25 protein-coding genes and 1 tRNA gene are annotated in these 26,169 nt (G+C 57.4%); 10 read left to right on the top strand and 16 right to left on the bottom strand.

Features of this window, described 5'->3' with window-relative positions; translation table 11 throughout:
- Together DHN10_RS16185 and neuC are read right to left on the bottom strand one after the other, a co-directional pair.
- Positions 1–1,248 (bottom strand): 3-deoxy-D-manno-octulosonic acid transferase, encoded by a 1,248-nt coding sequence (locus tag DHN10_RS16185; protein WP_108816397.1) that lies wholly within the window; start codon positions 1,246–1,248, stop codon positions 1–3.
- Positions 1,232–2,356: a UDP-N-acetylglucosamine 2-epimerase gene (gene neuC / locus DHN10_RS16180; protein ID WP_108816396.1), complete on the bottom strand. Its 1,125-nt coding sequence runs from the start codon at positions 2,354–2,356 to the stop codon at positions 1,232–1,234. The genes DHN10_RS16185 and neuC overlap by 17 nt, the downstream gene beginning before the upstream one ends.
- Before the next feature lie 168 nt (positions 2,357–2,524).
- Between neuC and DHN10_RS16175 the strand changes: the two genes are divergently transcribed.
- Positions 2,525–2,598: transfer RNA gene (locus DHN10_RS16175), tRNA-Cys, on the top strand.
- Between the two features lie 52 nt (positions 2,599–2,650).
- Here DHN10_RS16175 and DHN10_RS16170 read toward each other — a convergent pair.
- Together DHN10_RS16170 and DHN10_RS16165 are read right to left on the bottom strand one after the other, a co-directional pair.
- Entirely contained in the window at positions 2,651–3,067 is a 417-nt protein-coding gene (locus DHN10_RS16170; protein ID WP_108816395.1) for a GtrA family protein, read from the bottom strand.
- The gene (locus DHN10_RS16165) at positions 3,064–4,059 is read right to left on the bottom strand and encodes a glycosyltransferase family 2 protein (protein ID WP_108816394.1); all 996 of its coding nucleotides are present in this window, start codon (positions 4,057–4,059) and stop codon (positions 3,064–3,066) included. The genes DHN10_RS16170 and DHN10_RS16165 overlap by 4 nt, the downstream gene beginning before the upstream one ends.
- Before the next feature lie 215 nt (positions 4,060–4,274).
- On the opposite strand from DHN10_RS16165, the gene DHN10_RS16160 reads away from it, so the two are divergent.
- The 3 genes from DHN10_RS16160 to DHN10_RS16150 all read left to right on the top strand — a co-directional run bounded on the left by DHN10_RS16160 (position 4,275) and on the right by DHN10_RS16150 (position 7,109).
- Complete coding sequence (locus DHN10_RS16160; protein ID WP_108816393.1) at positions 4,275–4,928, top strand: protein-L-isoaspartate O-methyltransferase family protein; 654 nt, start codon at positions 4,275–4,277, stop codon at positions 4,926–4,928.
- Between the two features lie 55 nt (positions 4,929–4,983).
- Positions 4,984–6,348, top strand: coding sequence for a TolC family outer membrane protein (locus DHN10_RS16155; protein ID WP_108816392.1), 1,365 nt, complete (start codon positions 4,984–4,986; stop codon positions 6,346–6,348).
- Positions 6,349–6,419: 71 nt separating this feature from the next.
- Positions 6,420–7,109, top strand: coding sequence for a hypothetical protein (locus DHN10_RS16150; RefSeq protein WP_108816391.1), 690 nt, complete (start codon positions 6,420–6,422; stop codon positions 7,107–7,109).
- Here the strand turns inward: DHN10_RS16150 and DHN10_RS16145 are convergent.
- Entirely contained in the window at positions 7,106–8,551 is a 1,446-nt protein-coding gene (locus DHN10_RS16145; RefSeq protein ID WP_108816529.1) for a cobyric acid synthase, read from the bottom strand. The genes DHN10_RS16150 and DHN10_RS16145 overlap by 4 nt on opposite strands.
- 52 nt (positions 8,552–8,603) lie before the next feature.
- Between DHN10_RS16145 and DHN10_RS16140 the strand changes: the two genes are divergently transcribed.
- Entirely contained in the window at positions 8,604–9,182 is a 579-nt protein-coding gene (locus tag DHN10_RS16140) for a cobalamin biosynthesis protein CobQ (RefSeq protein WP_108816390.1), read from the top strand.
- Positions 9,183–9,239: 57 nt separating this feature from the next.
- On the opposite strand, the gene DHN10_RS16135 is transcribed toward DHN10_RS16140, so the two are convergent.
- A complete protein-coding gene (locus DHN10_RS16135; RefSeq protein WP_108816528.1) occupies positions 9,240–9,563 on the bottom strand; it encodes a DUF6280 family protein in 324 nt (107 codons plus the stop codon).
- A gap of 222 nt (positions 9,564–9,785) precedes the next feature.
- Between DHN10_RS16135 and efp the strand changes: the two genes are divergently transcribed.
- Positions 9,786–10,349, top strand: a complete 564-nt coding sequence (gene efp, locus DHN10_RS16130; protein WP_108816389.1) for an elongation factor P — start codon at positions 9,786–9,788, stop codon at positions 10,347–10,349.
- A 3-nt stretch (positions 10,350–10,352) separates the two neighbouring features.
- On the opposite strand, the gene ygfZ is transcribed toward efp, so the two are convergent.
- Both ygfZ and DHN10_RS16120 read right to left on the bottom strand, forming a co-directional pair.
- On the bottom strand, positions 10,353–11,087 hold the full coding sequence (ygfZ, locus tag DHN10_RS16125) for a CAF17-like 4Fe-4S cluster assembly/insertion protein YgfZ (RefSeq protein WP_108816527.1): 735 nt from the start codon (positions 11,085–11,087) through the stop codon (positions 10,353–10,355).
- Positions 11,080–12,870: an ABC transporter ATP-binding protein gene (locus DHN10_RS16120; RefSeq protein WP_108816388.1), complete on the bottom strand. Its 1,791-nt coding sequence runs from the start codon at positions 12,868–12,870 to the stop codon at positions 11,080–11,082. The genes ygfZ and DHN10_RS16120 overlap by 8 nt, the downstream gene beginning before the upstream one ends.
- A gap of 129 nt (positions 12,871–12,999) precedes the next feature.
- Here DHN10_RS16120 and DHN10_RS16115 point away from each other — a divergent pair, with 129 nt between their 5' ends.
- Positions 13,000–14,178 (top strand): pyridoxal-phosphate-dependent aminotransferase family protein, encoded by a 1,179-nt coding sequence (locus DHN10_RS16115; RefSeq protein WP_108816387.1) that lies wholly within the window; start codon positions 13,000–13,002, stop codon positions 14,176–14,178.
- Here DHN10_RS16115 and DHN10_RS16110 read toward each other — a convergent pair.
- Positions 14,175–14,357 carry a hypothetical protein gene (locus tag DHN10_RS16110; RefSeq protein WP_108816386.1) on the bottom strand — a complete coding sequence of 61 codons (183 nt, stop codon included), beginning with the start codon at positions 14,355–14,357 and terminating at the stop codon, positions 14,175–14,177. The genes DHN10_RS16115 and DHN10_RS16110 overlap by 4 nt on opposite strands.
- Positions 14,358–14,405: 48 nt before the next feature.
- Entirely contained in the window at positions 14,406–15,527 is a 1,122-nt protein-coding gene (locus tag DHN10_RS16105) for a pyridoxal phosphate-dependent aminotransferase (protein ID WP_108816526.1), read from the bottom strand.
- Positions 15,528–15,652: 125 nt separating this feature from the next.
- Here DHN10_RS16105 and DHN10_RS16100 point away from each other — a divergent pair, with 125 nt between their 5' ends.
- A complete protein-coding gene (locus DHN10_RS16100; RefSeq protein WP_108816385.1) occupies positions 15,653–15,814 on the top strand; it encodes a Tat pathway signal protein in 162 nt (53 codons plus the stop codon).
- Positions 15,815–15,886: 72 nt separating this feature from the next.
- Here the strand turns inward: DHN10_RS16100 and DHN10_RS16095 are convergent, their stop codons facing one another.
- The 4 genes from DHN10_RS16095 to DHN10_RS16080 all read right to left on the bottom strand — a co-directional run bounded on the left by DHN10_RS16095 (position 15,887) and on the right by DHN10_RS16080 (position 21,243).
- Positions 15,887–18,952, bottom strand: a complete 3,066-nt coding sequence (locus tag DHN10_RS16095) for a valine--tRNA ligase (RefSeq protein WP_108816384.1) — start codon at positions 18,950–18,952, stop codon at positions 15,887–15,889.
- A 291-nt stretch (positions 18,953–19,243) separates the two neighbouring features.
- Positions 19,244–19,621, bottom strand: coding sequence for a COG4315 family predicted lipoprotein (locus DHN10_RS16090; RefSeq protein WP_199910700.1), 378 nt, complete (start codon positions 19,619–19,621; stop codon positions 19,244–19,246).
- Between the two features lie 141 nt (positions 19,622–19,762).
- On the bottom strand, positions 19,763–20,365 hold the full coding sequence (locus DHN10_RS16085; RefSeq protein WP_199910699.1) for an HD domain-containing protein: 603 nt from the start codon (positions 20,363–20,365) through the stop codon (positions 19,763–19,765).
- Positions 20,365–21,243 carry a phytanoyl-CoA dioxygenase family protein gene (locus DHN10_RS16080; protein WP_108816525.1) on the bottom strand — a complete coding sequence of 293 codons (879 nt, stop codon included), beginning with the start codon at positions 21,241–21,243 and terminating at the stop codon, positions 20,365–20,367. The genes DHN10_RS16085 and DHN10_RS16080 overlap by 1 nt, the downstream gene beginning before the upstream one ends.
- Positions 21,244–21,380: 137 nt before the next feature.
- On the opposite strand from DHN10_RS16080, the gene DHN10_RS16075 reads away from it, so the two are divergent.
- Both DHN10_RS16075 and DHN10_RS16070 read left to right on the top strand, forming a co-directional pair.
- Positions 21,381–23,681 carry a xanthine dehydrogenase family protein molybdopterin-binding subunit gene (locus tag DHN10_RS16075; RefSeq protein WP_108816381.1) on the top strand — a complete coding sequence of 767 codons (2,301 nt, stop codon included), beginning with the start codon at positions 21,381–21,383 and terminating at the stop codon, positions 23,679–23,681.
- Positions 23,668–24,735, top strand: a complete 1,068-nt coding sequence (locus DHN10_RS16070) for a DUF2235 domain-containing protein (protein WP_199910698.1) — start codon at positions 23,668–23,670, stop codon at positions 24,733–24,735. The genes DHN10_RS16075 and DHN10_RS16070 overlap by 14 nt, the downstream gene beginning before the upstream one ends.
- On the opposite strand, the gene DHN10_RS16065 is transcribed toward DHN10_RS16070, so the two are convergent.
- Both DHN10_RS16065 and metF read right to left on the bottom strand, forming a co-directional pair.
- Positions 24,697–25,182 (bottom strand): PaaI family thioesterase, encoded by a 486-nt coding sequence (locus DHN10_RS16065; protein WP_108816379.1) that lies wholly within the window; start codon positions 25,180–25,182, stop codon positions 24,697–24,699. The two genes, DHN10_RS16070 and DHN10_RS16065, sit on opposite strands and share 39 nt — an antisense overlap.
- A 36-nt stretch (positions 25,183–25,218) precedes the next feature.
- Positions 25,219–26,085: a methylenetetrahydrofolate reductase [NAD(P)H] gene (gene metF, locus DHN10_RS16060; RefSeq protein WP_108816378.1), complete on the bottom strand. Its 867-nt coding sequence runs from the start codon at positions 26,083–26,085 to the stop codon at positions 25,219–25,221.
- Positions 26,086–26,169: the final 84 nt, after the last annotated feature.

The following is a 26,169-nucleotide window of genomic DNA, read 5'->3' as shown; positions in this document are numbered from 1 at the left end:
TCAGCGCTTTACCTTCTGCAAGAGTTCGGTAGCCAGTTGATCTGTCGCGGCGCCTGCCGTGCTGACGTGATCTGCGGCTCTTTGGGCATGGGCCTGCAGATCATCTTCGCGCAGAGCCGTGGCTATGCCTGCGGAATTTGCAACAGAAATTGCAGCTTTTGCATCGATCAAGGCCTCAAAATCAGCCTGGAAATTTGCGGTGCGCGGCCCGCATAGGATCGCAGTTGACAGTGTTGCCGCCTCCCACGGGTTGTGGCCTTCGATGTCGCTGAAAGTGCCTCCGATCAAGACCGCTTGCGCAACCCGGTAGATCAGCCCCAGTTCACCGAATGTGTCGCAAAGCCAGACGGGGGTGTCTGCATCGGGCCATTGGCCTTGGGATCGTTTGGGGACGGGATCGTCTGCAAAACCGGACGGATGGCGCGGAACGATGATCAACAGCGCTGTGGGGTCTGTCTGGCGCAATATGTCATGGGCCGCGCGCGCGCGTTCGGCATCCGCGGGGTAGGCTGGTGCAACGGCCCAGACAAACCGGCCTGCTGTGGCACGGCGCAATGTATCAAGTGTAGCGGGATCGCTGGTCAACGCCGGGGCCGCAGGTTTTAATGATCCCGTGACGCGGACCGTGGCACCAAGGCCTTCCAGATGGGTCGCTGTGACCTGATCCTGTGCCGTGACCAGCGCCATCGCCTGATAAAGATCGCGAAAAAGACCCTTTGCCTTTTGATGGGCGGTGTAGGATGCCGCATTCATCCGTGCCGCAACAATGCACTGCGGAATGCGCCGCGCCGCAATCGCGCTCACAAACCCCGGCCACAGATCCTGTTCCGCCCAAATACACAGATCAGGATCAAAGTGGTTCAAAAAGCGCTTGCGATAGCGCGGCGCATCAAGCGGCAAAAACTGATGCAGCGTGCGGGGTGGGGCGTTCTTTGCAAAAACCTCTGCAGAGGCCGCCGTTGTGGTTGTGACCAGAAAAGATACGTCGGGACGGGCCGCGGCCATACGTGTGATCAGGCCGCGCAGTGACAGGACTTCGCCCAAGCCCACTGCATGTAACCAGATCAGCGGGCCTTCGGGCCGTGGGGCCAGACCTTGCCCAAGTTTTTCCGGCCAGCGGGTGGGGTGTTCTTTGCCGCGCTTCAGACGGCGACGCAACAGCGGCTTTGCGACCAGCGGGATAAGGTGACTGGCGGCAAGATAGCTGCGCAAGGCCCAGCCCGCCCGCAATTCAGTCGGCGGCGTCATGGAAGGTTTTTTGCAGTGATGTTTCCCAGAATGGCGCGGCCTCAAGAATGGCAGCAAAGCGCGAGGCCGCACTGCCGCCGCCAAAGGCATCATGACGCGGATAGGATTTGCCCCACTCCTTTTGCAGGAATTCCGCAATAGCATCAGTATCCGTGGCATCCGCAAAGAACACCGATGGCGATTTCGCCCGGTTGGTCTGACGGGTGCCGATGTCAAGCGATGGCACCCCGATAAACGGCGCTTCGCGAACGCCAGCGGAAGAGTTCCCGACCATCGCACTGGCGTTCTTCATGAGTTCTGAAAAATGCGCAAATCGCATCGAAGGCAAGACTCGGAACTGATCCTGCGGCACTGCTGCAATTGCGTCAAAAATCGCGGCAGAGCCCGGATCATTGTTCGGTGCAATAACGACAAACTGACGACCAGATCTGGCCAATGTCCCAAACAGGGATGCGGCCTGTGCGCCCATGCTGTCAGCCTCTGAAGTGACCGGGTGAAACACACAGATGCCATAGTCGTCAAAGGGCAGATCGTAGCGGGATTTCACCTCGGCCAAGCTGACCCCCGAGGCCCCTGCGTGAAAGTCGAGCTCGGGCGAGCCAATCGCATGAATATGCGCCTGTGGTTCCCCCAAAGCCATCACACGCCGGGCGGCATCATCGGACGACACGAAATGATCGCTGGCCAATTTGGAGTTACAATGGCGGTAAATTTCATCAATGGTGCCTGATACCTCACCGCCCTCAACATGGGCGCAGCGGATATAATTGGTAGCGCACACAAGGGCGCAAGCCAGCGCCTCAACCCGATCGCCATGGATGACGACGAGATCGGGCCGGGCTTCTTTGACGAAATCGGAAAACCCGGTGACGGTTTTGGCCAGCACCATATCCTGCGGGTCACCGGGTCGCTGATTGAGAAACTCATGCACCTGCACGCCGGGGGTGCGGTGGACTTCAACCTTTGTCAGCCCATACCGCGAGAGCATATGCATGCCCGTGACAAAGAATGAGACCGCAAAACCCGCATCGCGGGTGGCCGCAGCAAGCGGTTCCAGCTTGCCGAAATCGGCGCGGGTGCCGGTGACAAAAAGGATCGAACGGGGCATCGGTCTTCCAAATCAACATGATACCGGCAAGGCGGCGGTCCGCGCAGATTAACGAGACGTCGCGCGAAAGGAAACTGCGATATCACGCACCTTGGAAAGGATGCATGGCGGGAGCCACGATAACGGCTTGACCTTGCTAGGTTGCATCCTTAGGTGACGGTGCAGCAAGGCGAGTGGGCAGGTAGGTTATGCAGCGGATTGCAAATCCGTGTAGACCGGTTCGATTCCGGTACTCGCCTCCAATCGTCCCCTCGGATTGCTGACACTGCACAATTGGCCCCGCCCAGAATCGCTTTATGTCGCCCCGGCGTTTGGAAATGCGAAGAACCGTGCGCCAAGAAAGTTCACGAACAAACCGATTGTTGACCCGATCACAAACCCCAAAAGCACGAATTCAGGGGTTGGTTGTGTCAGGTTCAGTACCGTTGCGTAGGCAAGATAGTTTGTCGTGACACCGACAAGCTGAACCGCAACATACCGTCCAAGCTGCGAAACTGGTTTTGAGCGGTTGGAACTTTGAAACGTCCAAACCCGGTTGAGCCACCACGTGGCAAGCACGGCAAGCGGAAACGAGCATAGCCTTGCGGTGTATGGGTCAGTACCCAGCGCAATCAAAGAAAACAGCAGCCCACCGTCAACAATGAACCCCACAACACCCACGCACATAAACCGCACGAGGCTTTGCCACGAAGGTCGGTTTTGGGGTGTCATTGCCGATACTGAGTCGCCGGCAACGTCAAATAGTGCATCCGTTTGGCTTCGCGGCGTCCCAACGTCACGGTATCAAGGATGATGCCTGCGAGGAATGAAAGCACCGAGATCACGACCAAACTCGCGGCGAGAACAGCCGACGGGAAACGCGGCACCAATCCGGTTTCGATAAACTCGAACACGATTGGCAAACCGACAACCAGGGCCGCGATCAAAAAGAGCGCCGTGATCAGGGCAAAGAACTGAATTGGGCGCTCTTCCTTGACCAATGTCATGATTGTGCGAAGTATCCGCCAGCCGTCTTTGAATGTGCTCAGCTTACTTTCTGATCCGGGCAGGCGGTTGATATAGACCGTGTCGACATCGGACACAGGCAAGCGGAGCTCTAGCGCGTGAACCGTCAGTTCGGTCTCAATCTCAAACCCATGTGACATCACCGGAAAGCTTTTCACGAAACGCTGCGACATCACCCTGTAGCCTGACAACATGTCCTTTGTCTGTCGGCCAAAGATATTCGCGACGAGCGTCGTCAAAAGCCAGTTTCCGAATTGGTGTCCTTGCCTGTAGGCCTCTTTGATCTCGGAGACGCGGCTTCCTGTCACCATATCAAGCCGATCTGTCAGCAGATGCTCGATCAGTTCAGGCGCTGCGGATGCATCATAGGTATTGTCCCCATCCACCATCACGAAAACATCCGCTGAGATGTCTGCAAACATACGACGGACGACGTTGCCTTTGCCTTGCTGCCTTTCTGTACGCACAATCGCGCCAGCCATTGATGCTTGTGCTGCTGTGCCATCGGTCGAGTTGTTGTCATAAACATAGATAGTGGCGTGTGGCAGCGCCTGCAGGAAATCGTTTACGACGATTCCGATGGATGCTTCTTCATTGTAGCACGGGATTAGGACCGCAATCTCAAGCGGTTGATTATCTACGCCCACGGGCGGGTCCGGTCGCTGGGAGCGACTGCTTTCACCAAGACTTATGTTCATAGAACAAACTGATAAGTACGAATTCAAGTTTAGGCAATCTCTTGATCGCATGATGGGCGCTGCTGCCAGGCATCATGTCGAGAGGGGCGAGGAGACGCGCATGACAGATATTGCCTGTCCGGTTTTTGCCTGCGCCTTGCGGCGATCAAATGTTGCCGCCCCCAGGGAACTATGGCATCAAGCTGCAAAGCAGACTGAACGAAAGAGTTTAGACCGTGACCGACTACACCTCACGCCGCACTATGATGGTTGATACGCAAGTGCGCCCCTCTGATGTCACCAAATTTCCGATCATCGATGCGATGCTGTCGGTCCCGCGTGAGGCCTTTGTGCCCGATCACCTGCGCGAGGCAGCCTATGTCGGTGAAAACCTTGTTTTGGGGGCAGGGCGGGTGATGCTGGAACCCCGGACACTGGCCAAGATGCTTGATGCGCTCGATATCCAGCCGCACCATGTTGCCCTCGATGTGGGCTGCAGTTTGGGGTATTCGACGGCTCTTCTTGCCAGAATGTGTGAATTTGTCGTCGGCGTCGAAGATGATGAAACACGTGCCGAAGACGCGCAAAGCGCCCTTTCGGAGCAGGGTTTTGACAATGCCGCCGTGATGGCGGGGCCTTTGACCGATGGTTCGGCCAAATCAGGGCCCTATGACATCATCATTGTGCAAGGCGCTGTTGAAATGGTGCCTGCCGCACTTACCTACCAGTTGCGCGAAGGTGGACGCATGGCTTGCGTCTTTGCCGAGGGCGCTTTGGGTGTCATTCGCATCGGGCACAAAATTGATGGTGTGATGAACTGGCGGTTCTCGTTTAATGCAAGTGCGCCCGTTTTGCCGGGGTTTGAAAAACCAGCGGCATTCGCACTCTAAGAAAGATGGCGGCATCGTAAGCCGTACAATTGATCAACGAAGGTAGGGTGTCAGCATGTTCCGTCCGAAAAGATTAACCGTTATTGCTTTGGTAATGTCCACAATCACGGCGGGGCAGGTGCAGGCTGAAAACCTTTCTGAAGCGCTGACTTCTGCCTACAACAATTCTGGCTTGCTAGAACAGAACCGGGCCTTGCTGCGTGCTGCCGATGAAAATGTGGCGCAGGCCTTTTCCGCGCTGCGTCCGGTGATCAGCTGGTCGTATTCGGCAAACCGCACGTCGGTTGACGTGCCCGTTGAAACCACAACAGATTCGACAACCGCGCGTCTTAATGCTGATCTGACGCTTTATGCAGGCGGGTCCAATCTGCTGGCTGTTGAGGCGCAAAAGGAAACCGTGCTGGCCACGCGCCAGTCGCTGCGTAGTGTCGAACAGGGCGTTCTGCTGCGCGCGGTGCAATCTTACATGAATCTCCGCAGCGCACAGGAATTCCTGCAACTGCGTCAGAACAATGTTCGGGTCATCACGCAAGAATTCCGCGCCGCACAAGACCGCTTTGATGTGGGTGAAGTAACGCGCACTGATGTTGCCCTGGCCGAGGCACGTCTTGCCGCAGCACGCAGCCTTCTGGCTTCCGCGCAGGGTGATCTTGCCATTGCCAACGAAGAGTTTCGTATTGCCGTGGGGCGCGTGCCGTCGGGTCCGCGCAACGTCTCTCCGGCACCTGTGTCACGTAGCTTGGCCGACGCCATTGCTTTTGCCTTGCGTAACCATCCCAGTATTCTGCAACAACAGCACTCGGTCGCGGCTGCCGAACTTGCCATTCGCCGGGCAGAAGCCGCACTTTTGCCCTCCGTTTCTTTGAACGGTTTCCTCTCTTCCGATCAGGATTCCAATGAAACCGCACAAGTGGGCGTAACCATTGGCGGGCCAATCTACAGCGGCGGTGCGATTGCCAGCAGCATCCGACAGGTACGCTCAAACCGTGATGCCAGCCGCGCCGGGCTGCACCTGACCATGCTCTCGATCGAGCAGGAGGTGACCAATGCTTATGCCCGCCTTCAGGTTGCACGCGCGTCCCGCGAAGCCACTGACCGTCAGATCACTGCTGCCCGTACCGCCTTTGAAGGTGTACGTGAAGAGGCAACATTGGGATCGCGGACCACATTGGATGTGCTGAACGCTGAGCAGGAATTGCTGGATGCCGAGGCGAACCGGATTTCTGCGCAGTCAGACGAGGTTGTGGCGTCTTACTCTGTCTTGTCTGCCATGGGCTTGCTGACCGCAGACCATCTGAACCTGCCAGTGCAGCAGTATGACCCGGCCGAATACTACAACCTGGTCAAGGGCGCCCCAGCGGTCATTTCTGAACAGGGTCAGGCACTGGATCGGGTGCTTGAAGCTATCGGGAAAGAGTAAGCCTCTAGTTGTTAATTGTCCCAATTTTCGCTAACATTTTGTTACTGGGTGCGAAATTGGGATGAGTCTAAATGTCCAAGTCTGCACGTACGGATGAGATCGACGCATTGGTTTCTTCGGTGCGGGACTTTGTATCGCACAAAGACCTGCAAAAAGATTTACCACCAGATATACCTGAGCGGTTGGTTCTGACGCCAGAACAACTGGTGCGTGAAAACGCGCCCGAAGAGATCGAGCCAGAACCTGATTCACCAACAAATGTTGAGGCTCCAGAAGCTGCAGTTGTCGATATCGTTCACCGATTGCGCGCGACGCAGCCTGATGAACGTGAAGGTCTGGAAGAAAAGATTGCAGAGCTGGAAGCTGCCGTCACAGCCCAACCCGACGAGTGGGAGGCCGATGAAGGCGAGAGTTTTGAGGACGAGGCTTGGGCGTTTAGCGCCTTTCAGACGCCACGGGACGATTCGACTGACTCAGATGAGGCGCCCGGGCCAGAGGACGAAGCCGCATCGGAGCTGGGCGAAATTCCGCCAACTGATGATGACGATGATGAGGCCGCGACGGACGATGTTATCGCAAATCTTATGGCTGCCCAGACCGCTGACGCCATGGCAGAGGACGCCCTGCGCGCAATGATCACCGAGATTGTTCATGAAGAGCTGACAGGCGAACTGGGCGAGCGCATGACCCGCAATGTCCGCAAATTGGTTCGCCGGGAGATCAATCGCGTGCTTCTCAGCCGCGAGCTGGGTCAGGACTAACCAGCCAAGGCCAGCAAAGTATCAATATCAAGATGCGCTTCCAGATGATCGGCAAGCGCATCCAAGGTAGTCTGTACGCTGCCGGCATAGTCAAACGCATCCACTGGCCGCCCAAGCCGGGCTAGATAGGTCTCGCGGAACGCGTCCGAGGCAAAGAGCCCGTGCAGATAACACCCCATCACACGCCCATCTGCGGTTGCCGCTCCTTCCTTGCGTCCATCTAGTGAAAGCCATCCGTTGGCGCAGTCAGCCCCTTCGGTCTTACCAAGGTGGATTTCATAACCGCTAACGGCGTCTCCGGTAGGCAGATAGATTGCGCGTGATAGCGCCAGCCGCTTTTCTGGCACCATGACTGTGCGTACATCCAGCAGCCCTAGCCCGGCGACAGTCGATGGCGTGCCTTCGATGCCGTCAGGGTCGGCGATTTCCGCCCCCAGCATCTGATAGCCGCCACAGATGCCCAGAACATGCCCTCCACGCCGTAGATGCGCCTGCAGATCGATGTCCCACCCCTGCGCACGGAAGTGTGCCAGATCAGCGATGGTGGATTTTGAACCGGGAATAATCACGAGGTCCGCGTCACCCGGCAGGGGGCGGCCTTCGGGGATCATCTCGACTGTGACACCCGGTGTCGCCTTGAGCGGGTCCAGATCATCAAAGTTCGCGATCCGGTTTAGGCGTGGCACGGCAATCTTTAACTTGCCGCCTTGGTGGCTTGCGATGTCCATGACGTCCTCGGCGGGCAGCTTCCACGCGTCAGCAAACCACGGTACAATCCCAAGAGGCGTCCATTCGGTCTTGGTTGCGATGATGTCCATACCTTCGGCAAAAAGTGTCGGATCACCCCGAAATTTGTTGATAGCGAAGCCTTTGATCAGGGCTTCGTCGTCAGGAGGCAGCACCGCATGCGTGCCGACAAGCTGCGCAATTACGCCGCCTCTGTCGATATCGCCGATCAGGACAACTGGGACCTTCGCGGCGGCAGCAAATCCCATATTGGCAATATCGCCAGCGCGCAGGTTCACCTCTGCGGGGCTGCCAGCGCCTTCGACGATCACAAGATCACGTCCCTGCCCAATCCGGGCAAAGCTCTCTAACACGGCGGGTAAAAGCGTGGCCTTGTGCGTGCCATAGTCGCGGGCCTTCATCGTCGCGTAGCGCTTACCTTGCAGGATGATCTGGGCGCCAACTTCGGACTCTGGTTTGAGCAGGACAGGGTTCATATCCACGAGCGGATCCAGCCCACATGCAAGCGCCTGAAGCGCCTGCGCCCTCCCGATCTCGCCACCATCGACCGTGACGGCGGCATTGTTGGACATGTTCTGTGGTTTGAATGGGGCCACAGACATGCTGCGCCGCACACAAGCGCGGGCGATGCCCGCGACAAGCATGGATTTCCCCACATTCGAGCCCGCGCCCTGGATCATGATTGACTTGGTCATCGCCGCCCCCTCATCTAACGTCATAGGGGCGCAAGGAGCGCGGGGAAAGACCATGAACACGCCAGCGCATCTGATTTTTGGCATGACAGCATTTGGTAAGGCCGGGCGGCCCGGTGTGACTGCAGCAGCCTTTGCCGGATCGTTGCTGCCTGACTTGTCACTTTACCTACTGGCTGGCTGGCATTTGCAGGTTCTAGGCACCTCGCCAGGCGTGGTGTTTGGCCAGCTATATTTCTCGGAAGACTGGCAAAGCATCTTTCGGATTGATAACTCAATCATCCTTTGGGGTGTCGCACTTGCTTGGGGGCTAATGGCGCGGTCGCCCATTGTGATCGCGCTTTGCGGCGCGGCGCTGCTGCATCTAGGGTTGGACTTCGCCTTTCACCATGATGATGGGCGGGCGCATTTCTGGCCTGTGACCAACTGGATATTCGAAAGCCCGGTCAGCTATTGGGACCCTGCGCGATATGGCGATATCGTAGGCCCGGTTGAGGTCGCGGTGTCGCTGCTGTGCTGTGCATTATTGTGGCGACGATTTGAAAGCAGATGGATGCGCGGCGTGATCATCACATTTGGTGCGATGGAGTTTGCACCGTTTATCATCTTCGCAATCATGTTTTCCGGGGGGTGAACAAAAAAAACGCGGTCCCTTGGGACCGCGTTTTTTTGTCAGCGCTCAGATTGAAATCTAAGCGGCGCGTGCTTCCTGCTCGGCTGCATTGCGGCGTTCGCTTTCTTCGCGCGACAGCGCAACAGATGTACGAACACCTTTGCCAACAAATTCCATCAGGCCGTTCACGACACGCTCATTCGGGTCGATACCGGCACAGGACAGAACTTCGCGCCCATCACGTGATCGCGCCCAACGCGCAATCTGCTCTGGACCGTTGCCATATTTCTTGTCATCCGCAATCGCATCATCCAATGCGGCGAGGACAACAGCAGCAAAGAGCTTACGGGCACGGTTGCCTTGTTCGTTGTTGAAGGCTGTACCGTCGACGAAATCTCTCATCATGTTTCCTTTTTTGCTCTTGTAGTTCCCGCGTGCGGGCCTTTATGCCTGTTATTGATCGATTCGGGGGTGCTCTTTTGGAATGGCAGCCATGCACGTATCGCATAACTGAACAGCAAGAAATTCCCCGGCTCTGTTGATCTTGTCAGGCTCCCACGCTGCAGATATAGCCTCGGAAACACTTCATTCAACCTTAACCAAGAATCTGAGACAGAGTGACCCATGCCCAAAATCAACGGTAACGAGATCCGCCCCGGCAATGTTCTTGAGCACGAAGGCGGCCTTTGGAGTGCTGTGAAGGTTGATCACGTCAAGCCCGGTAAGGGCGGAGCCTTTGCACAGGTTGAGCTTAAGAACCTGCGCGATGGCCGCAAGCTGAACGAGCGGTTTCGTTCCGCTGACAAGGTAGAACGCGTGCGTCTCGACCAAAAGGACCAGCAGTTCTTGTTTGAGGACGGCGACATGCTGACCTTTATGGATAGCGAAACCTATGAGCAGATTGCACTGCCTGCCGATATCCTTGGCGAGCGTCGCCCGTTTTTGCAGGACGGCATGACGGTAAAGATCGAATACTACGGCGAAGAGGCGCTGAACGTCAGCTTGCCGCAAAAGGTGATCTGCAAAGTTGTGGAAACCGAACCTGTCGTCAAAGGCCAAACCGCCGCCAACAGCTTTAAGCCTGCGACGCTCGACAACGGGGTCCGTGTGATGATCCCACCTTTCGTCGGGCAGGATGAAGATATTGTCGTGAACACCGAGACGTTTGAGTACGCAGAGCGCGCCTGATGCTTATGTGATGCGGGTCAGGGTGGCGTCACCCGCCTGCATCTCGCCCTCTGCCCGGTCAAACCGCAGATAGGCCAATCCTGTATCGTCAGAAACGGTGTGCAACGTCCCTACGGGTTTACCGGCTGCCGTGATCGCATCACCCGCATTTGCTTTGCCAGTGATTTGCACCCGCGCAATGCCTTTTTTGAGCGTTGTCTTATGCTTCATCCGCGCGACGATCTCTTGCCCGACAAAACACCCTTTCTTGAAATCAACGCCGTTGAGCGCTTCAAAACCAGCCTCAAGAACGTAAGTATCATCAGTTAACTCAATCCCCGTTGCGGGGATCAGATTGGCCACGCGGATCGCGTCCCAATCCGTCGCATCACTGATATTGCTGTCGCCATAGGCGCGCCACCCCAGGGCAGGGTGGCGTGGGTCCGCAAATCCGCCATCGGGCATTTCACCTGTTCCGCGCGAAACAACAGTATCCGTTGGTTCTATCGAAACATCGGCACGCAGCCGGTACATCATCAGCCGCTGCCCCAGAACCTGCGTGTGAGAGGTCGCTACGTCGAGCAACAACCGATCCTTCTGCCCCAGCACAAAGAAATCGGCGATGAACTTGCCCTGCGGGGTAAGGAGTGCGGTGTAGATGATACTGCCGTCGGCCTTGGCGACATCATTGGTGACCAAGCCTTGCAAGAAGGACACGCGATCAGCGCCGCCAATGGACAGAACACTGCGATCAGGCATCATTTTCGTTCTCTTTCTGCGAGAACTGCAAGCGATGCAGGTCGGCATAGATACCGCCGCGCGCAATCAGCGATTCATGGTCGCCTTGGTCAACGACGCGACCATGATCCATCACAACAATGGAATCCGCATTGCGAATGGTCGAAAGGCGGTGGGCGATCACCAGCGTGGTGCGCCCGGTCGAGAGTTTCTCAAGCGCTGTCTGGACAATCGCTTCGGACTTCGTGTCAAGCGCGCTGGTGGCTTCGTCCAGCAAGAGGATCGGCGTATCACGCAGCAAGGCGCGTGCAATCGCGACACGCTGCCGCTGTCCGCCAGAAAGGTTCGAACCGCGCGGCCCTGCCGGACTGTCCAACCCGTTTGGCAACATAGGCAGGAAATCTGTCACATGGGCAGCATCCAGAACACTTTGCAGATGTGTGTCATCGACATCCTCGCGCCCTAGCAGGATGTTGTCGCGCAGCGTCTCGTCAAACAAGGCTGCGTCTTGGGTGACAACAGAGAAAAGCCCGCGCAATTCCGTCAGGTCAAACTCTGTGATCGGGATGCCGTTGATCGTCGCGGCACCATCGTTGGGTTCAATCAGACGGGTCAGTACGTTGAAAACGGTGCTTTTGCCTGCACCGGATGCACCAACAAGCGCTGTCGTTTTGCCAGCTTCGGCGGTGAAATTCGCACCGCGCAGGACCGGCAGTTCGCCATAGTTCATCTGCACATCGCACAGTGCCACGGCGGGTGATCCAGTTGGCAGCGCCTTGGCCTTTGCTGGTGATAGGATTGTGGGTTCGAGGTTCAATACATGTTGAAGCCGCTCAACACTGGCCGCAGCCATTTGCCACTGTCCGCTGACCAGCCCCAGACGGCGCAGCGGATCAAAGGCCAGCGACATGGCGGTAAAGAACGCCATGAACTCACCGTTTGTTTTTTCGCCTGCGATGATTTCGGAACCGCCATAAAGCATCACGCCCAGAAAACCGATGCCCGTCATGATATCAATCATGGCTGGGACAGCGGCCTGCCCAACAGATGTGCGCATGCTGGCGTCAACACCCTCGCGGATCACCCCATCGTATCGCTTTGCCTGATAATCTTCGAGAGAGTTCAGTTTGACCGGGTTGATGCCGTGGAATACTTCATCCAGCCGGGTCGACACGCGACCCGCTATCTCGCGCGTGTCGCGCGCGCGACGGCGGATGTAGGCCTGTACCAGCAATGAAGGCAGGATCAGCAAGGGAATGCCGATTATTGCAATCAGCGTCCAACGCCAGTCAATCCACAAGGCGACAGCCAACAACCCAAACAACGATACCAGATCACGTGCGAAGGCGGTCAGAATGCTGCTCCACACTCCGTTGATCACCCCAACATCGCCTTGCACCCGTTCGATCAATTGACCGGGTGGATGAAGCTGAAAGAAACCGCTGTCGAGGGTCATCATATGACGTAGCAGGTGTTTGCGCATGTCTGCTGCGGCCAACAGCTTGATCAGCGACATCAGAATCCGTTGCCCCGATGACGTGAGCGCGCGCACAAAAAAGATGCCCATGATCGCAAAGCCGACGAAATAAAGCGAGTCGCGATCGCCGTTGGCGAAAACGTCATCGAACATCGGTTGGATCATGCGGCTGATCAGGGCAAGCATTGACCCCTCGATCATCATCAGCACGACAGCACCGACCAAGAGCCATCTGTAGTGGCGCAAATAGTCACGCCACAGCCACCAAAACAAGGTCGCTGCGGATTGGTCTTTGCTACTGCCGGGTTTTGGGGTGGGCGGGGCCATCGAAAGCCTTCTGCTGCGCGATTGGATATGGGTCTAATCGCAAATGGGGGGCAAGGGCAAGCAGCACAAGGTTGACGCGGCATCGCGCAGCATTAATGTCCGCGTAATACCACTGTTGAAAGCTCCCAAATGTCCTTGTCTAACGGTCGCGCCTATCTGGCCATTCCCGGTCCATCCGTCATGCCTGATGCGGTCTTGCAGGCCATGCATACGGCCTCTCCGAACATCTACGAAGGCGTGTTGCATGACATGACCGATAGCCTGATCCCCGATCTCAAGGCTATCGCTATGACACAGGCCAATGTCGCCATCTACATCGGCAATGGACATGCCGCATGGGAAGCGGCGCTCGCTAACGTGCTCTCCAAGGGGGATACTGTACTGGTGCTGGCCACAGGGCGCTTTTGCATCGGGTGGGGCGAAATGGCTGAAGGTCTAGGCGCCAAGGTCGAAACGATCGACTATGGCGCGCAGTCCCCAGTGGATCTGGGGCAGGTGGAAGAGGTTCTTGCCGCCGATACAGACGGCCGGATCAAGGCCGTTTTGATGGTGCATGTGGATACCTCAACCGGGGTCAAGAACGATGTCGCGGGCGTGCGCGCAGTGATGGACAAGGTTGGCCATCCCGCATTGTTCATGGCGGATTGCATCGCCTCTTTGGGGTGTGACCGGTTCGAGATGGACGCCTGGGGCGTCGATGTGATGGTGTCGGCCTGCCAAAAGGGGCTGATGACACCCGCAGGCATCAGCTTTGTCTGGTTCAATGCAAAGGCCGACGCGGCGCGCGGTGATCGTGTGACGACCTATTGGGATTGGCGTCCACGCGTCAACGCAGATGTCTACTACCAGTATTTTGATGGCACAGCACCCACGCATCACATTTTCGGGCTGCGCGCAGCGCTTGATATGATCAAAGCCGAGGGGTTGGAGGCTGTCTTTGCACGTCACGAGAGGCTCGCGCAGGTAGTTTGGGCCGCGTTTGACCGTTGGTCGGCAAAGGGGCCAATGCAGCTCAATATTGCTGATCCGGTGCATCGGTCACATGCGGTGACCTCCGTTGAAATTGGATCACCAAATGGCGACCGCCTGCGCAACTGGTGTGAGCATCAATGCGGTTTGACGTTGGGCATCGGGCTGGGCCGGGAACCCGCCGATGCCTATTTCCGCATTGGCCATATGGGGCATGTGAATGCGCATATGATCATGGGTGTGCTGGGGACGATTGATGCGGGGCTGAAAGCCTTGGATATCCCGCATGGGGATGGCGCATTAGAGGCCGCGGCAGCGGCATTGGCACAACGCGCTTAGCGGTTGTTGATTCGTCCGATCCATCTAAAGACATGGTTGAGGCAGTAGGCATTGACAGCGACCCAGAGATATCCGAAAGCGGCTGCGATCACCCAAAAGCCCATGAAAAGCAGCACCCAGAGCGATGCAAGAAACGCGTCTGAGTAGTCTTCAACACGGCGGATCGGGTATTGCGACATAAGGATTCCTCAGCCTTTGCCATGAGGCTAGCCAGCTTTATGCAAAAATCACCCTAATTTTTCGTGTGCGCGCGCCGCGGCGAGCGCTGGCGTCAGGGCATCTGCAAAGGCGTCAAGCTCTGGTTGGGCACCGCAACTGACCCGAATGCACCGATCTTGCGGGGCAACAAAGGGCATGCGCACAAAGATGCCGCGCGCCACCAGTTCCGCCAGGACCCGGCGCGCAAAATCGCCATCCGCACCGCAATCTATGGTGACGAAATTCGTGGCTGACGACAGCGTTGTCAGTCCGTTTTTGCGTGCGATTTCTTCGATGCGGGCGCGGGCGTTGGCAACTTCTCCTTGGACATTTGACAGCCAGTCTGCGTCCTTCAGCGCGGCCAATGCCCCTTCTTGGCCGATCCGTGACATGCCGAAATGGTTGCGCACCTTGTTAAAGCCCGTAATCACCTCTGCTGTGGCAATGGCATAACCCACCCGCGCGCCAGCCATGCCATAAGCCTTAGAAAATGTGCGCATGCGGATCACGTTACCTGCCTGCGTGTCAAACGCGGGGGCCGTGCCGTCGGGGGCAAGTTCGACATAGGCTTCATCCAGCACCAGCATGCAGCCGTCCGGCAGGCCATCGATCATGGATTGAATGACCTTGGCGCTGTGCCAACTTCCCATGGGGTTATCGGGATTGGCCAGATAGATCAGTTTTGCTTTGGTTCGGGATGCCATGCTGAGCAAGGCATCAGGATCTTCGTGATCGCCCTTGTAAGGAACTGTGTGCAACACGCCGCCAAAACCGGCCACATGATAGTTAAAGGTTGGATAGGCCCCGGCAGAGGTCACTACAGCATCCCCCGCGCCGACATAAAGACGCACCAGCAGGCCGAGCAAAGCATCAATGCCTTCGCCGACCATGATGTTGTCCGGGGCGATGCCGTGATGTGACGCGAGTGCCTGACGCAGGTCATGGCTTTCGGGATCGCCATACATCCAAACCTCGCCCGCAGCGCGTTGCATGGCAGCGATGGCCTTGGGTGAAGGGCCAAAGCCATTTTCATTTGCCCCAAGGCGCGCGGCGAAGGCACGCCCCATCTGGCGTTCCTGCGCCTCGGGTCCGACAAAAGGCACGGAGGCAGGAAGGGTTGCGGCAAGCGGGGTCAAGGCAGGTTTTGTCATAGCGCCAGATAAGCCTGCCCTTGAAATACGCGCAACCATTCTTATATGAGAATCGTTCGCAACTAAAGCGTTTCGATGGCCCCATTCACAGACCCGGCCCCGGAATGCAGCAACGGAGGCTCCAGATGGATATCAGTAGACGCGGATTTTTGGTGAGTAGTGGAGCCGCCCTAGCACTGCGCGGCGTGCCGCAGGTTGCGGGCAAAACCGGCGGACGCCGGATTCTGACGCTGGTTTATGACAAGGCGCTGGGCATGATGCGCGCTGTCGAACGTGTGGTGCCGTAAGGATACCACCGGCGGAAGTTTGATTGGACATGGAAAGTCAGGGGGCGGCGTTTCAACCGCCCCTGTTTGTTTTTAGCCGATTTCTTGCAGGCGCGCGATTGCCGCCTTCAGTTGCGCCTCTTCGTTTTCGCGCAGCGCGAGGTTCGCCTTTGCCTCGGCCACAACCTCATCCGGGGCGGAGGCCACGAATTTGGGGTTGTTCAGCCGTCCACGCAGACCACCCAGTTCTTTGCCCAGCTTTTGCATGGTCTTTTCAAGCCGCGCGATTTCTTCTTTCACGTCGATCAGATCGGCCAGCGGAATGCCAAAGGTGCCGCCTGCCATAGGGATCGTGACGCAGCCTTTGGGGAAGTCACCCACATGCGCCAGGCTTTCGATCCGGGCAAGCCGTTGGATCAGAACATGGTTGTTGTCCCATGCGGATTGCCCTTTGGCCTCTAGATCGGTGACCAGCAGTGGCACTTTTGCGCCCGCTGGCACGTGTACCTGCGCGCGGGCAGAACGGACGTTGTCGATCAGGTCAATCACCCAGTTCATTTCGCGGTCGGCGTCTGCATCGACCAGATCAGCCGCCGTGTAAGTCGGCCAATCGGCGTGGACCAGCATTTTGGCGCGGCTGTCAGCCAACTGCCACAGCTCTTCGGTGATGAACGGCATGATGGGATGCAGCAGGATCAGGCATTGGTCCAGCACCCAGCGCAGGGTTTGTTCAGTCTCGGCCTTGGCCGCCGCATCGTCGCCCTGCAGGATGGGTTTTGAGAATTCCAGATACCAGTCGCAGACCTTGCCCCATGTAAAGGCATAAAGCGCGTCGGCGGCGTCGTTGAAACGATACGCCTCCATTGCCGCATCGACGGTTTCGCGGACCTTGCCGGTTTCGCCGATGATCCATTTGTTCAATGTTTGGCTGACGTCAGGTTTGGCCGGGTCGCCGGGGTAGGCGATTTGGTAGTGGTCGGCAAAGCTGAACGCATTCCACAGTTTCGTGCCGAAGTTCCGGTACCCTTTGATCCGGTCCTCACTGATTTTCAGAACACCGCCCAAGGCCGCCATCTGCGCGTTGGAAAAGCGCAGGGCGTCGGCGCCGTAAGCGTCGATCATATCCAGCGGGTCGATCACGTTCCCCTTGGTCTTGGACATCTTTTCGCCCTTCGCGTCGCGGACCAATTGGTGCAGATAGACGGTGTGGAACGGGTCTTTTTCCAGAACTGCTTGGGACATCATCATCATGCGGGCGACCCAGAAGAACAGGATATCCTGACCGGTGACCAACACGTCGCCGGGGAAGTATTTCATCGCCTCATCCTCAGCAGGCCAGCCAAGGGTGCCAAACGGCCAGAGGCCTGAGGAGAACCATGTGTCGAGGACGTCGGGGTCGCGCCAAACGAAAATTGCATTGCCATCAAGAGTTGCGGTCTCAATCAGGTCATCGAGCGCCCTTTGAGCATCGGCAACTTCATACGCTTTTTTCGGACCGTAATAGTCAGTGATCTGTTGTTCAATTTCAGCGAGAGACGATCCGCAAAATGCCTTCGGCTTCTCAAAATCTGTTGGAAGCCCTTTCTCGTTTAGACTTGGCCCATACCAAACTGGTATCTGATGCCCCCACCACAACTGCCGCGAGATGCACCAAGGCTCGATATTCTTCAGCCAATGATAATACACCTTCTCTCCGCTTTCCGGCATGATCTTGGTGCGGCCTTCTTTGACCGCATCCAGCGCGGGGCCGACGATTTTGGCAGTGTCGACGAACCATTGGTCGGTCAGCATCGGCTCGATCACCACTTTTGATCGGTCGCCGAAGGGCTGCATGATTTTCTTGGACTCAACAAACGGGATGAATTCCGGCACGTCCCGGACTTGATCCGGGACCTCACCCGCAGCCGCATCCTGAGACCCCGGCTCGGGGGCCGGGGTGTAATCGGGGTTGGGCACCATCACGGCGTTCCCTTCCGCCGTAATATCCGCCACCACGCACTTGCGTGCCTCGAACCGATCCAGCCCGCGGTACTCCTCGGGCACCATGTTCATCGCGGCGATCATCGCCTCGTCAAATTCCTGTTCGCCATTGGCAATGGCTTGGGCCACGGCGGCCTCTTCGGCATAAGGCTTTCCATCGGCGCGCATCGCCCCTTTGGTGTCCATCAGGTTATACATCGGGATGCCGCCGCGCTTGGCGACTTCATAGTCGTTGAAGTCATGTGCGCCGGTGATCTTCACCGCGCCAGAGCCGAAGGTCATATCGGGGTAGGGGTCGGTGATGATCGGGATCAGGCGGCGCTGTTCCTTGGGGCCGACGGGAATTTCGCAGAGTTTGCCAACGATGGGCGCATAACGCTCATCATCCTTGTGAACCGCAACGGCACCGTCGCCGAGCATGGTTTCAGGGCGGGTTGTGGCGATGGAAATATAATCGCGCGTCTCGCGCAGGGTCACATTACCGTCTTCGTCTTTCTCGACGTATTCATATGTCTCACCACCGGCCAGCGGGTATTTGAAATGCCACATGTGGCCGTCGACCTCGAGATTCTCGACCTCAAGGTCGGAAATCGCGGTTTCAAAATGCGGATCCCAGTTGACCAGCCGCTTGCCGCGATAGATCAGCCCGTCGTTGTACATTTTGACAAAGACCTTGAGCACGGCATCGTGGAAGTTACCGGGCTTTTCGCCAGCAGGCGCGCTTTCGGCACCCGACATGGTAAAGGCAGAGCGCGACCAGTCCATGCTGTCGCCCAAGCGGCGGGCCTGTTGTTCAATGGTGCCACCTTTGGCGGCCTTCCATTCCCAGACTTTCTCAAGAAACTTCTCACGACCCATCTCAACGCGCTTGGGTTGCTGAGTTTCCGCGAGGTCCTTTTCCACCATCAGCTGGGTCGCAATGCCTGCATGATCCAACCCCGGCTGCCAAAGCGTGTCATAGCCCTGCATCCGCTTCCAGCGGGTCAGCATATCCATGATCGTATGGTTGAAGGCGTGGCCGACGTGTAGGTGCCCGGTCACATTGGGGGGCGGCAGCATGATGCAGAATGTCTCATCCCGCGACGCGTTTGCGCCCGCTTTGAAGGCACCCGCCTCTTCCCACATCTGATAGATGCGTGCCTCGGCCTCGGCCGCGTTGAATGTCTTGTCCATTGCCATGTCTGCAACTCTCCTGCGCTTGGAAGTGCAGATAGCGGAGGGGGCAGGGAAGGAAAAGGGTTTGCGGTGGGATTGGGCCCTTATGGCAATTGTATCTGCCATATTGCCCGAACGGTCCACCTTCGCGAGACTTACAAGGCGCGTTTGCGATTGTGGCCCGTTTTGAGGCAACACCCACCTAGGCAAGGGATAGAGTGTGGGGGAGGGTGACGCAGGCCTGAAGGAGGCCAAAAAGCCTGCCCTGGGAAGTAAGGGCAGGCCAATACTCATTAAAACACGGGGGACTGAAGATCAGGGGCGGGCGAGGTGCCAGTTGCCGCCAACGCCATCACCAGTGATGTCGCCGGGGCGGCGGTCGTTGACCCAGAGATAGAGAGGTTGACCGGCGTACGCCCACTGCTTGGTGCCGTCATTGCGGGTGATGGTAGTGAACTGGCCTGCTTCATCGGCGTCTGCGGGGGCGGCCAGTGGTGGCCAGTTGACAGCACAGCCGCCGTTGCAGGCAGAAGATGTCGCAGTATCTGGATCGAATGTGTAAAGGCTCATGCCCTGATCATCGACAAGAATGCCGTTTGACTGGGCGACAGGGGCGGTGGCATGGCCGCCTGCATAGGCGTCACATGCAGACAGGCCGACGACGAGGGAAAGTGCGATTGCTGAGATTTTCATTTGGTATCTCCAAAGCTTGTTGAACGTCATGCTGGCGGATCATCCGTCAGTTATGAGGATTACGCAGGGAGATGCCGTTTTATTCTCGATTGTAGTTCGAAAATTTCACGAAAGTTACAAGTTTTTGATAAGATTGATTTTTTATTTATCCACTCTGTGTAACGCAACGCGCTCTCCAGCCCGGATTACATCTGGATCGTAAGGTGCGCGGGCAAAAACCTCTTCCACGCGCCCGGCAAAATGCGACAGTGCAAGCGTGTCATAGTCAGGGTCAAAAGAGCTTTGATCCCAGCGTTCGCAGAAGGTCGCGCAATCGTCGAAATAGGGGTGCCCTTTGTAGGCGTCGCGCTTGTCGGGGTCAGCACCCACATGTGCGCCATAATAGACCAGTTGGAAGTCACCGTGCTTTTCGACAACCCATGTCACCTGTTCACGCACAAAGGGGCGCAGGATGGTCGCCGCATATTCATCGTGATTGTAAGGCGCATAGATATCCCCGATATCGTGCAGCAGCGCTGCAACGACCCAATCGGTGTCCGCCCCATCGCGCTCTGCCCGTGTGGCGGATTGTAGGGAATGACCTAGGCGGGTGATCTGATAGCCAGACAACCCTTCATCAAGGCTGACCATTGCGTCCAACAGACGTGCAGCGGTGCCTTTGGTGTATTCCACCTCATGTTCGGTCAGGAAGTCGTAGTCTTCCTTGTCGCCATCTTTCATTGCGGTGAATTTGACACGTTCCATCACACATACATCTCCGTCTTGGCGCCAGCGCCTTTCATCATCACCTTAGACTGCGCCTCGCGCATCTCATCGTAAAGCGCCAATGCGGCGGGAGAGAAGTTTTCGATCGGCGCAGGGACATGGATGAAGTTGCCATGACGGTCTTCTCCGCGGGCCAGCATGGCATAGTCCTTTTCCCCGACCTGTTGCTGCATATCCGGGCGTATGTAGCGGATCACGCAAGCAATCCGTCGGTCGTTGCTGGTGTTGGGGCCCGATCCATGAATGGTTAGCCCGTGATGTAGGCTCATCTGGCCGGGGTGAATTTCGATGGCTGTTTTCTGATCGTCGGTCACATCAACCTTCACTTCTTGGCCCCGGCTAAGCAGGTTGTTTTCACCAAACGTATCCTCATGTGGCAAGATCGCATTCTTGTGGCTGCCCCGGACAAAATCCATACAACCAGAGGCTGGCGTTGCTGGCGAAAGTGGAATCCACGCCGTCACCAGCCCGTCAATCGCACCCAAGCCCCAATACGTCAGGTCCTGATGCATCGAAACGATGTGGTCGGTCTGCGGCTCTTTGATAAAGAACTCGCCTGAGAAAACCATAATATCAGGCCCGAGAATGCCCTCAATCACGTCCAGCACCCCGGGGTGCGTGGCGATCGTGGCGACCATCGGCATGACCACATGCGCGTTGATCCGTTTGTAGGTGTTCAGGGGGAGTGGCAGGCCGTTGTCCAGCCAGTCGCGCTCGATCGTTTCGATCTCTGCCCGATAGGCCAAAGCGTCGCGTGCAGGCAACGATGGTAACGGAAAAAGATACCCATCGTCCCAGTATTGCTGCGTCAGAGCTTGGGGCAATTTATGGTCTGTTAGCTTAAGGGATGTTTGCATGACGCCCTCCGCATTGATGCCTTTAGATTTGCGGAAAAAATGCGACATATCGCGCTTGGCAACGACCTGCGCGGAATGCGGTTGGACAAGGTACAATCCCCCGCTAGGGTCTGCGCAAGAACAGGCATGAGGACGCAATGGAAAAATTTGGCAAAAGCCAGGCGGTGAAACGCTTTGAAGATGTGCGCTTTCTCACCGGGCACGGGCGCTATGTGGATGATATTGCGCCTGATGGCGCACTTTATGCCTATTTCCTGCGGGCGACGGTGGCCCATGGCGAGATTGCCGAACTTGATCTGGCAGACGCCCGCGACATGCCGGGGGTGCATCTGATTGTAACGGCGGATGATCTGGTTGCGGCAGGCGTGCAGCTTGGGCTGGCAGGTTCGACCGTCAAGAACCGCGATGGCAGCAAGGGGGCGTCACCCTTGCGTCCGCTTCTGGCGCAAGGTCGGGTGCGTCACGTGGGTGAAGCCGTCGCGATGATCGTCGCGGACACGGCGCTGATCGCTAAGGATGCAGCAGAGATGATCGTCCTCGATGTCGATGACCTGCCTGTGCATGTCGAACTGGCCATTGGTGGCGATGCAATCCACGCTGAGGCCCCACAGAACCTCGCATTCGATTGGGGCATGGGCGACGAGGTGGCAACGAATGCTGAAATCGACAACGCCGCCCATGTTGTGACGGTGGATGTGGATGACAACCGGATCATCTGCAACGCGATGGAGCCGCGTGGCTGTTATGCCGAGGTCGTCGATGGCCGCTTGCATGTGGCCGTCAATGGGCAGGGCGTCTGGGTGCCCAAGGGTGATCTGGCGCACCATTTCAACCTTGATCCTGATGATATCCGTGTGACCAACCCCGATGTGGGTGGCGGGTTCGGGATGAAGGCTATGCGCTATCCCGAACCCGTTTGTGCGGCCCACGCTGCCCGTGTCTTGGGCCGTCCTGTCCGCTGGATGTCCGAACGCACAGAGGCCATGCTGACCGACAACGCAGGTCGCGACCTGACGACAACCGCGACACTGGCCTTTGATGCGGATTATCGGATCACCGCCTATCAGCTTGATACCGTGGCCAACATGGGGGCGTATAATTCACAGTTTGCACAAGCCATCCAAACCGACCTTTTCTCAAAGGTACTGATGGGCACCTATGACGTTCAGACCGCCTATATGCGCACGCGCGGCGTCTACACCAACACGACCCCGGTCGATGCCTACCGCGGCGCTGGCCGCCCTGAGGCCATGTTTGTTCTGGAACGCACTATGGATGAGGCTGCGCGCCAGCTTGGCATCAGTCCGTGGGACCTGCGGCGCAAAAACTTTATCGCGCCCGGCAACTTTCCTTACACCTCCGTCACGGGGGTGACCTATGACGTGGGCGATTTCGGGATGGTATTGTCCAGCGTGGCCGAAGCCGCTGACAAGGATGGGTTCGCCGCGCGCAAGGCGGCGTCAGCGGCACAGGGCAAACTGCGCGGGCAGGGGCTATGCTATTACATCGAGAGCATTCTGGGGCATCCATCCGAGACCACTGCTGTGGAGTTCACCCAAGCCGGGGCGACGATCTATGTCGGTACTCAATCGAACGGGCAGGGGCATGAAACGGTCTATGCGCAGTTTCTGGCGGATCAGACGGGCATTCCGGCGGATCGGGTCACGGTTGTGCAGGGCGATAGCGACCGGATCGCGGTCGGCGGCGGTACAGGCGGGTCACGCTCTGTCACTGTGCAGAACACCGCGACGCTGGCAACGATTGACGTTATGCTAGAGACCTTCACGGCCTTTCTGGCCGAAACCGAGGGCGTCGATGCCAAAGAGATCAGCTTTGATGATGAAAGGTTCCGCATTGCAGGGTCCAACCTGACGCCAACGATGCTTGAAGTCGCTGATATGGCGCGCGACGCGGGCCGCGATGACCTGCTGCATCACAGTGCCCGGATCACTTTGGAAAACCGCAGTTTCCCCAATGGCGGGCATGTGGCCGAAGTTGAGGTGGACGCTGAGACGGGCGTTGTCACGGTGGACCGCTATACGGTCGTAGATGATTTTGGTAACCTTATTAACCCAATGCTGGTTGCAGGGCAGGTGCACGGCGGTGTCGCGCAAGGCATCGGGCAGGCCCTGACAGAAAGGGTTGTGTTTGATGAAGACGGTCAACTGCTCACGGCGAGTTTTATGGACTACGGCATGCCACGTGCCGATGATGTTCCCATGATCAGTTTTTCAACAGAATGCACGCCGTCGCTATATAATCCCATGGGGATGAAAGGTTGCGGTGAGGCGGGCACCGTTGGTGCGCTGGCGGCGATGGCGAATGCCGTCGTCGACGCTTTGTGGGATGTTGGTGTGCGCGACGTGCAAATGCCCTACACCCCGCACCGTGTCTGGCAGAAAATTCAAGAGGCGAAGGAAAACAGTGCCGCTGCGTGATTGGTTCTTTGGCCTTTTTGGCAGGCAGGCGCGCACCGCGGAAGGCGGGATACGCAAACGCGGCCCGGCGACCCATGTTGTCATCCTTGATGGTACCATGTCGTCGCTTTCGGATGGGTGTGAAACAAATGCAGGCCTGACGTTCAAATTGCTGAGCGAGGTCAGCCGGACATCGAACCTGACAGTCTATTATGAGGCCGGGATCCAATGGCGCGATTGGTCAAGCACGTGGGGCGTGATCACTGGCAAAGGGATCAACCGCCAGATTGAGCGGGCCTACGGTGTTGTCGCCTCTCGCTACCGTCCCGGTGATCAGATTGTTCTGGTGGGGTATTCACGCGGGGCCTATGCCGTACGGTCACTGGCGGGGGTGATTGATATGATCGGGCTGGTGAAGGCCGATTGTGCAACTGTTCGTGCGGTGCGCCAGGCCTATCGCCACTATCGCACTGGCGCGCGCAGCGGTACGGTGCAGGCCTTTCGCGATCACTATTGTCATGCGGATACGCAGGTTGAGGCAGTGGCGGTTTGGGACACGGTCAAGGCTTTGGGGCTGCGCATGCCAATCGTGTGGCGCTGGGCGCAAGCGCAGCATGATTTTCACAATCACGCCCTTGGGCCGCATATCCGCAATGGATTTCACGCAGTCGCCCTTGATGAGCGGCGCGAGGCCTATGCGCCCGTGATGTGGGCCTGCCCTGTGGGTTGGAAGGGGCATATGGAACAGGTCTGGTTTCGCGGCAATCACGGAGATGTGGGCGGACAGGTCTGGCAACACCCTGCCGCGCGCCCGTTGGCGAATATTCCACTGGTTTGGATACTAGGGCGTTTGAACGCCTGCGGCGTGCCTTTGCCAGAGGGCTGGCAAACCCGTTTCCCGCAAGATGTCAGCGCCCCATCGGTAGGCAGTTGGCGGGGCTGGGCCAAGATATTCCTGTCGCGCCGCAAGCGAATTATGGGGCGGTGCCGGTCCGAGCGTCTACATGATACCGTCCCTGACAAGCTGCCGGAGTTGTCAGCCGCCCCGGAGCTTCATAATCAGACAAGTGGCTGATCCGGTGGCATAAAGCCTTCCCGTTTCAGCATCCCGGATTTCGCCATGGGCAACGCCGGTGCTCCGGCCTGCATGGGCGAGGGTGCCAATCGCCAATATCTCGCTGCCTATCGGAATCGCGCCGGTCAGGTTCACCTTGTATTCCAGTGTGGTGTAGACCGAACCTTTGGGTGTTCTGGTCATCACCGCACAAGACATGCAGCTATCCAGCAACGTGCCGTACCAGCCACCATGCACGCCGCCCATGGGGTTTGTGTGCTGGAATTCCGGTGACCCTCGAAAGACAACTTTACCGTCCTCAACGGTGTCCAATGTGTAGTTCAGCAAGGTCGAAATCGGCGGGCGGCTTAGCTCGCCACGCTGCATTGCCTGCATGAACTCTAACCCCGACATTGAAAGTGTCGTGTCTAGATCAGGCATTTCTTCAGGAGAGGTTGCGACGAACATGGGGCCTCGAGCGTTGTTTGCCCGCAAGCTGGCCCGTTATGCCACGTTTTGCAACTGCGCTTTGGGGGTGATGCCAAGCGCGTGACAGACATCGCGTGTCAGCTCTGGTCGGTTGAGAGTATAGAAATGCAAGTGCTCAACGCCGCCTTGGCGCAGATCATCGCAAAGCTCTGTTGCGACGGCTGTTGCCAACAGGTCGGTCGTGCCATCGCGGGTTGCATTGTCAAAGGCATCACGGATGATTTGCGGGACTTGCGTTCCGCATTGCGCAGCAAAGCGTTGCGTCCCCGCCCAGTTCTCAACGGGCAGGATACCGGGGATGATCGGCGCATCAATACCAGCTTTAACGCAGGCGTCCCGGAAGCGGAAAAACGTGTCAGCGTCAAAGAAGAACTGCGTGATTGCAGAGGTAGCACCGGCATCAAACTTCCGTTTCAGGAACGCGATGTCGGCGGCTTGGTCGGGTGCTTCGGGATGTTTCTCTGGATAAGCACCGACGCGGATGTTGAAGGTGCCAGTGTCCGATAGGGCGGTGATCAAATCAACCGAGCTTGCAAACCCGTCGGGGTGCGGTGCGAAGCTGCTGGCGTCCTTGGGGGCATCGCCGCGCAATGCAACAATGTCGCGCACGCCTGCCGTGGCATAGCTTTCTGCAATCGCGAGCGTTTCGTCCTTGGTCGCATCAACACAGGTCAGATGCGCCGCTACATGCAGGCCGCTGGTCTTGTGGATTGTTGTCACTGCTTCATGGGTCAGTTTGCGCGTCGTGCCGCCCGCACCATAGGTGACCGACACAAAGGACGGATCAAGCGGGGCCAGTGTGTTGACGCAATCCCACAGCCGGAATGACGCCTCCAGTGATTTGGGCGGGAAGAATTCGAAAGATACGGATGGCGCGGACATGACAAACCTCTTGCTTGATTTGCTCTTGTCCCACCTCTATGGAGTTGAGGCAAATTCATATACTTCACCAAAGTAATGAGGATT

Origin of the sequence: Loktanella sp. Alg231-35, from assembly GCF_900143545.1 — a bacterium.
Lineage (GTDB): Bacteria > Pseudomonadota > Alphaproteobacteria > Rhodobacterales > Rhodobacteraceae > Yoonia.
This window is presented reverse-complemented; position numbering and strand designations above follow the sequence as displayed.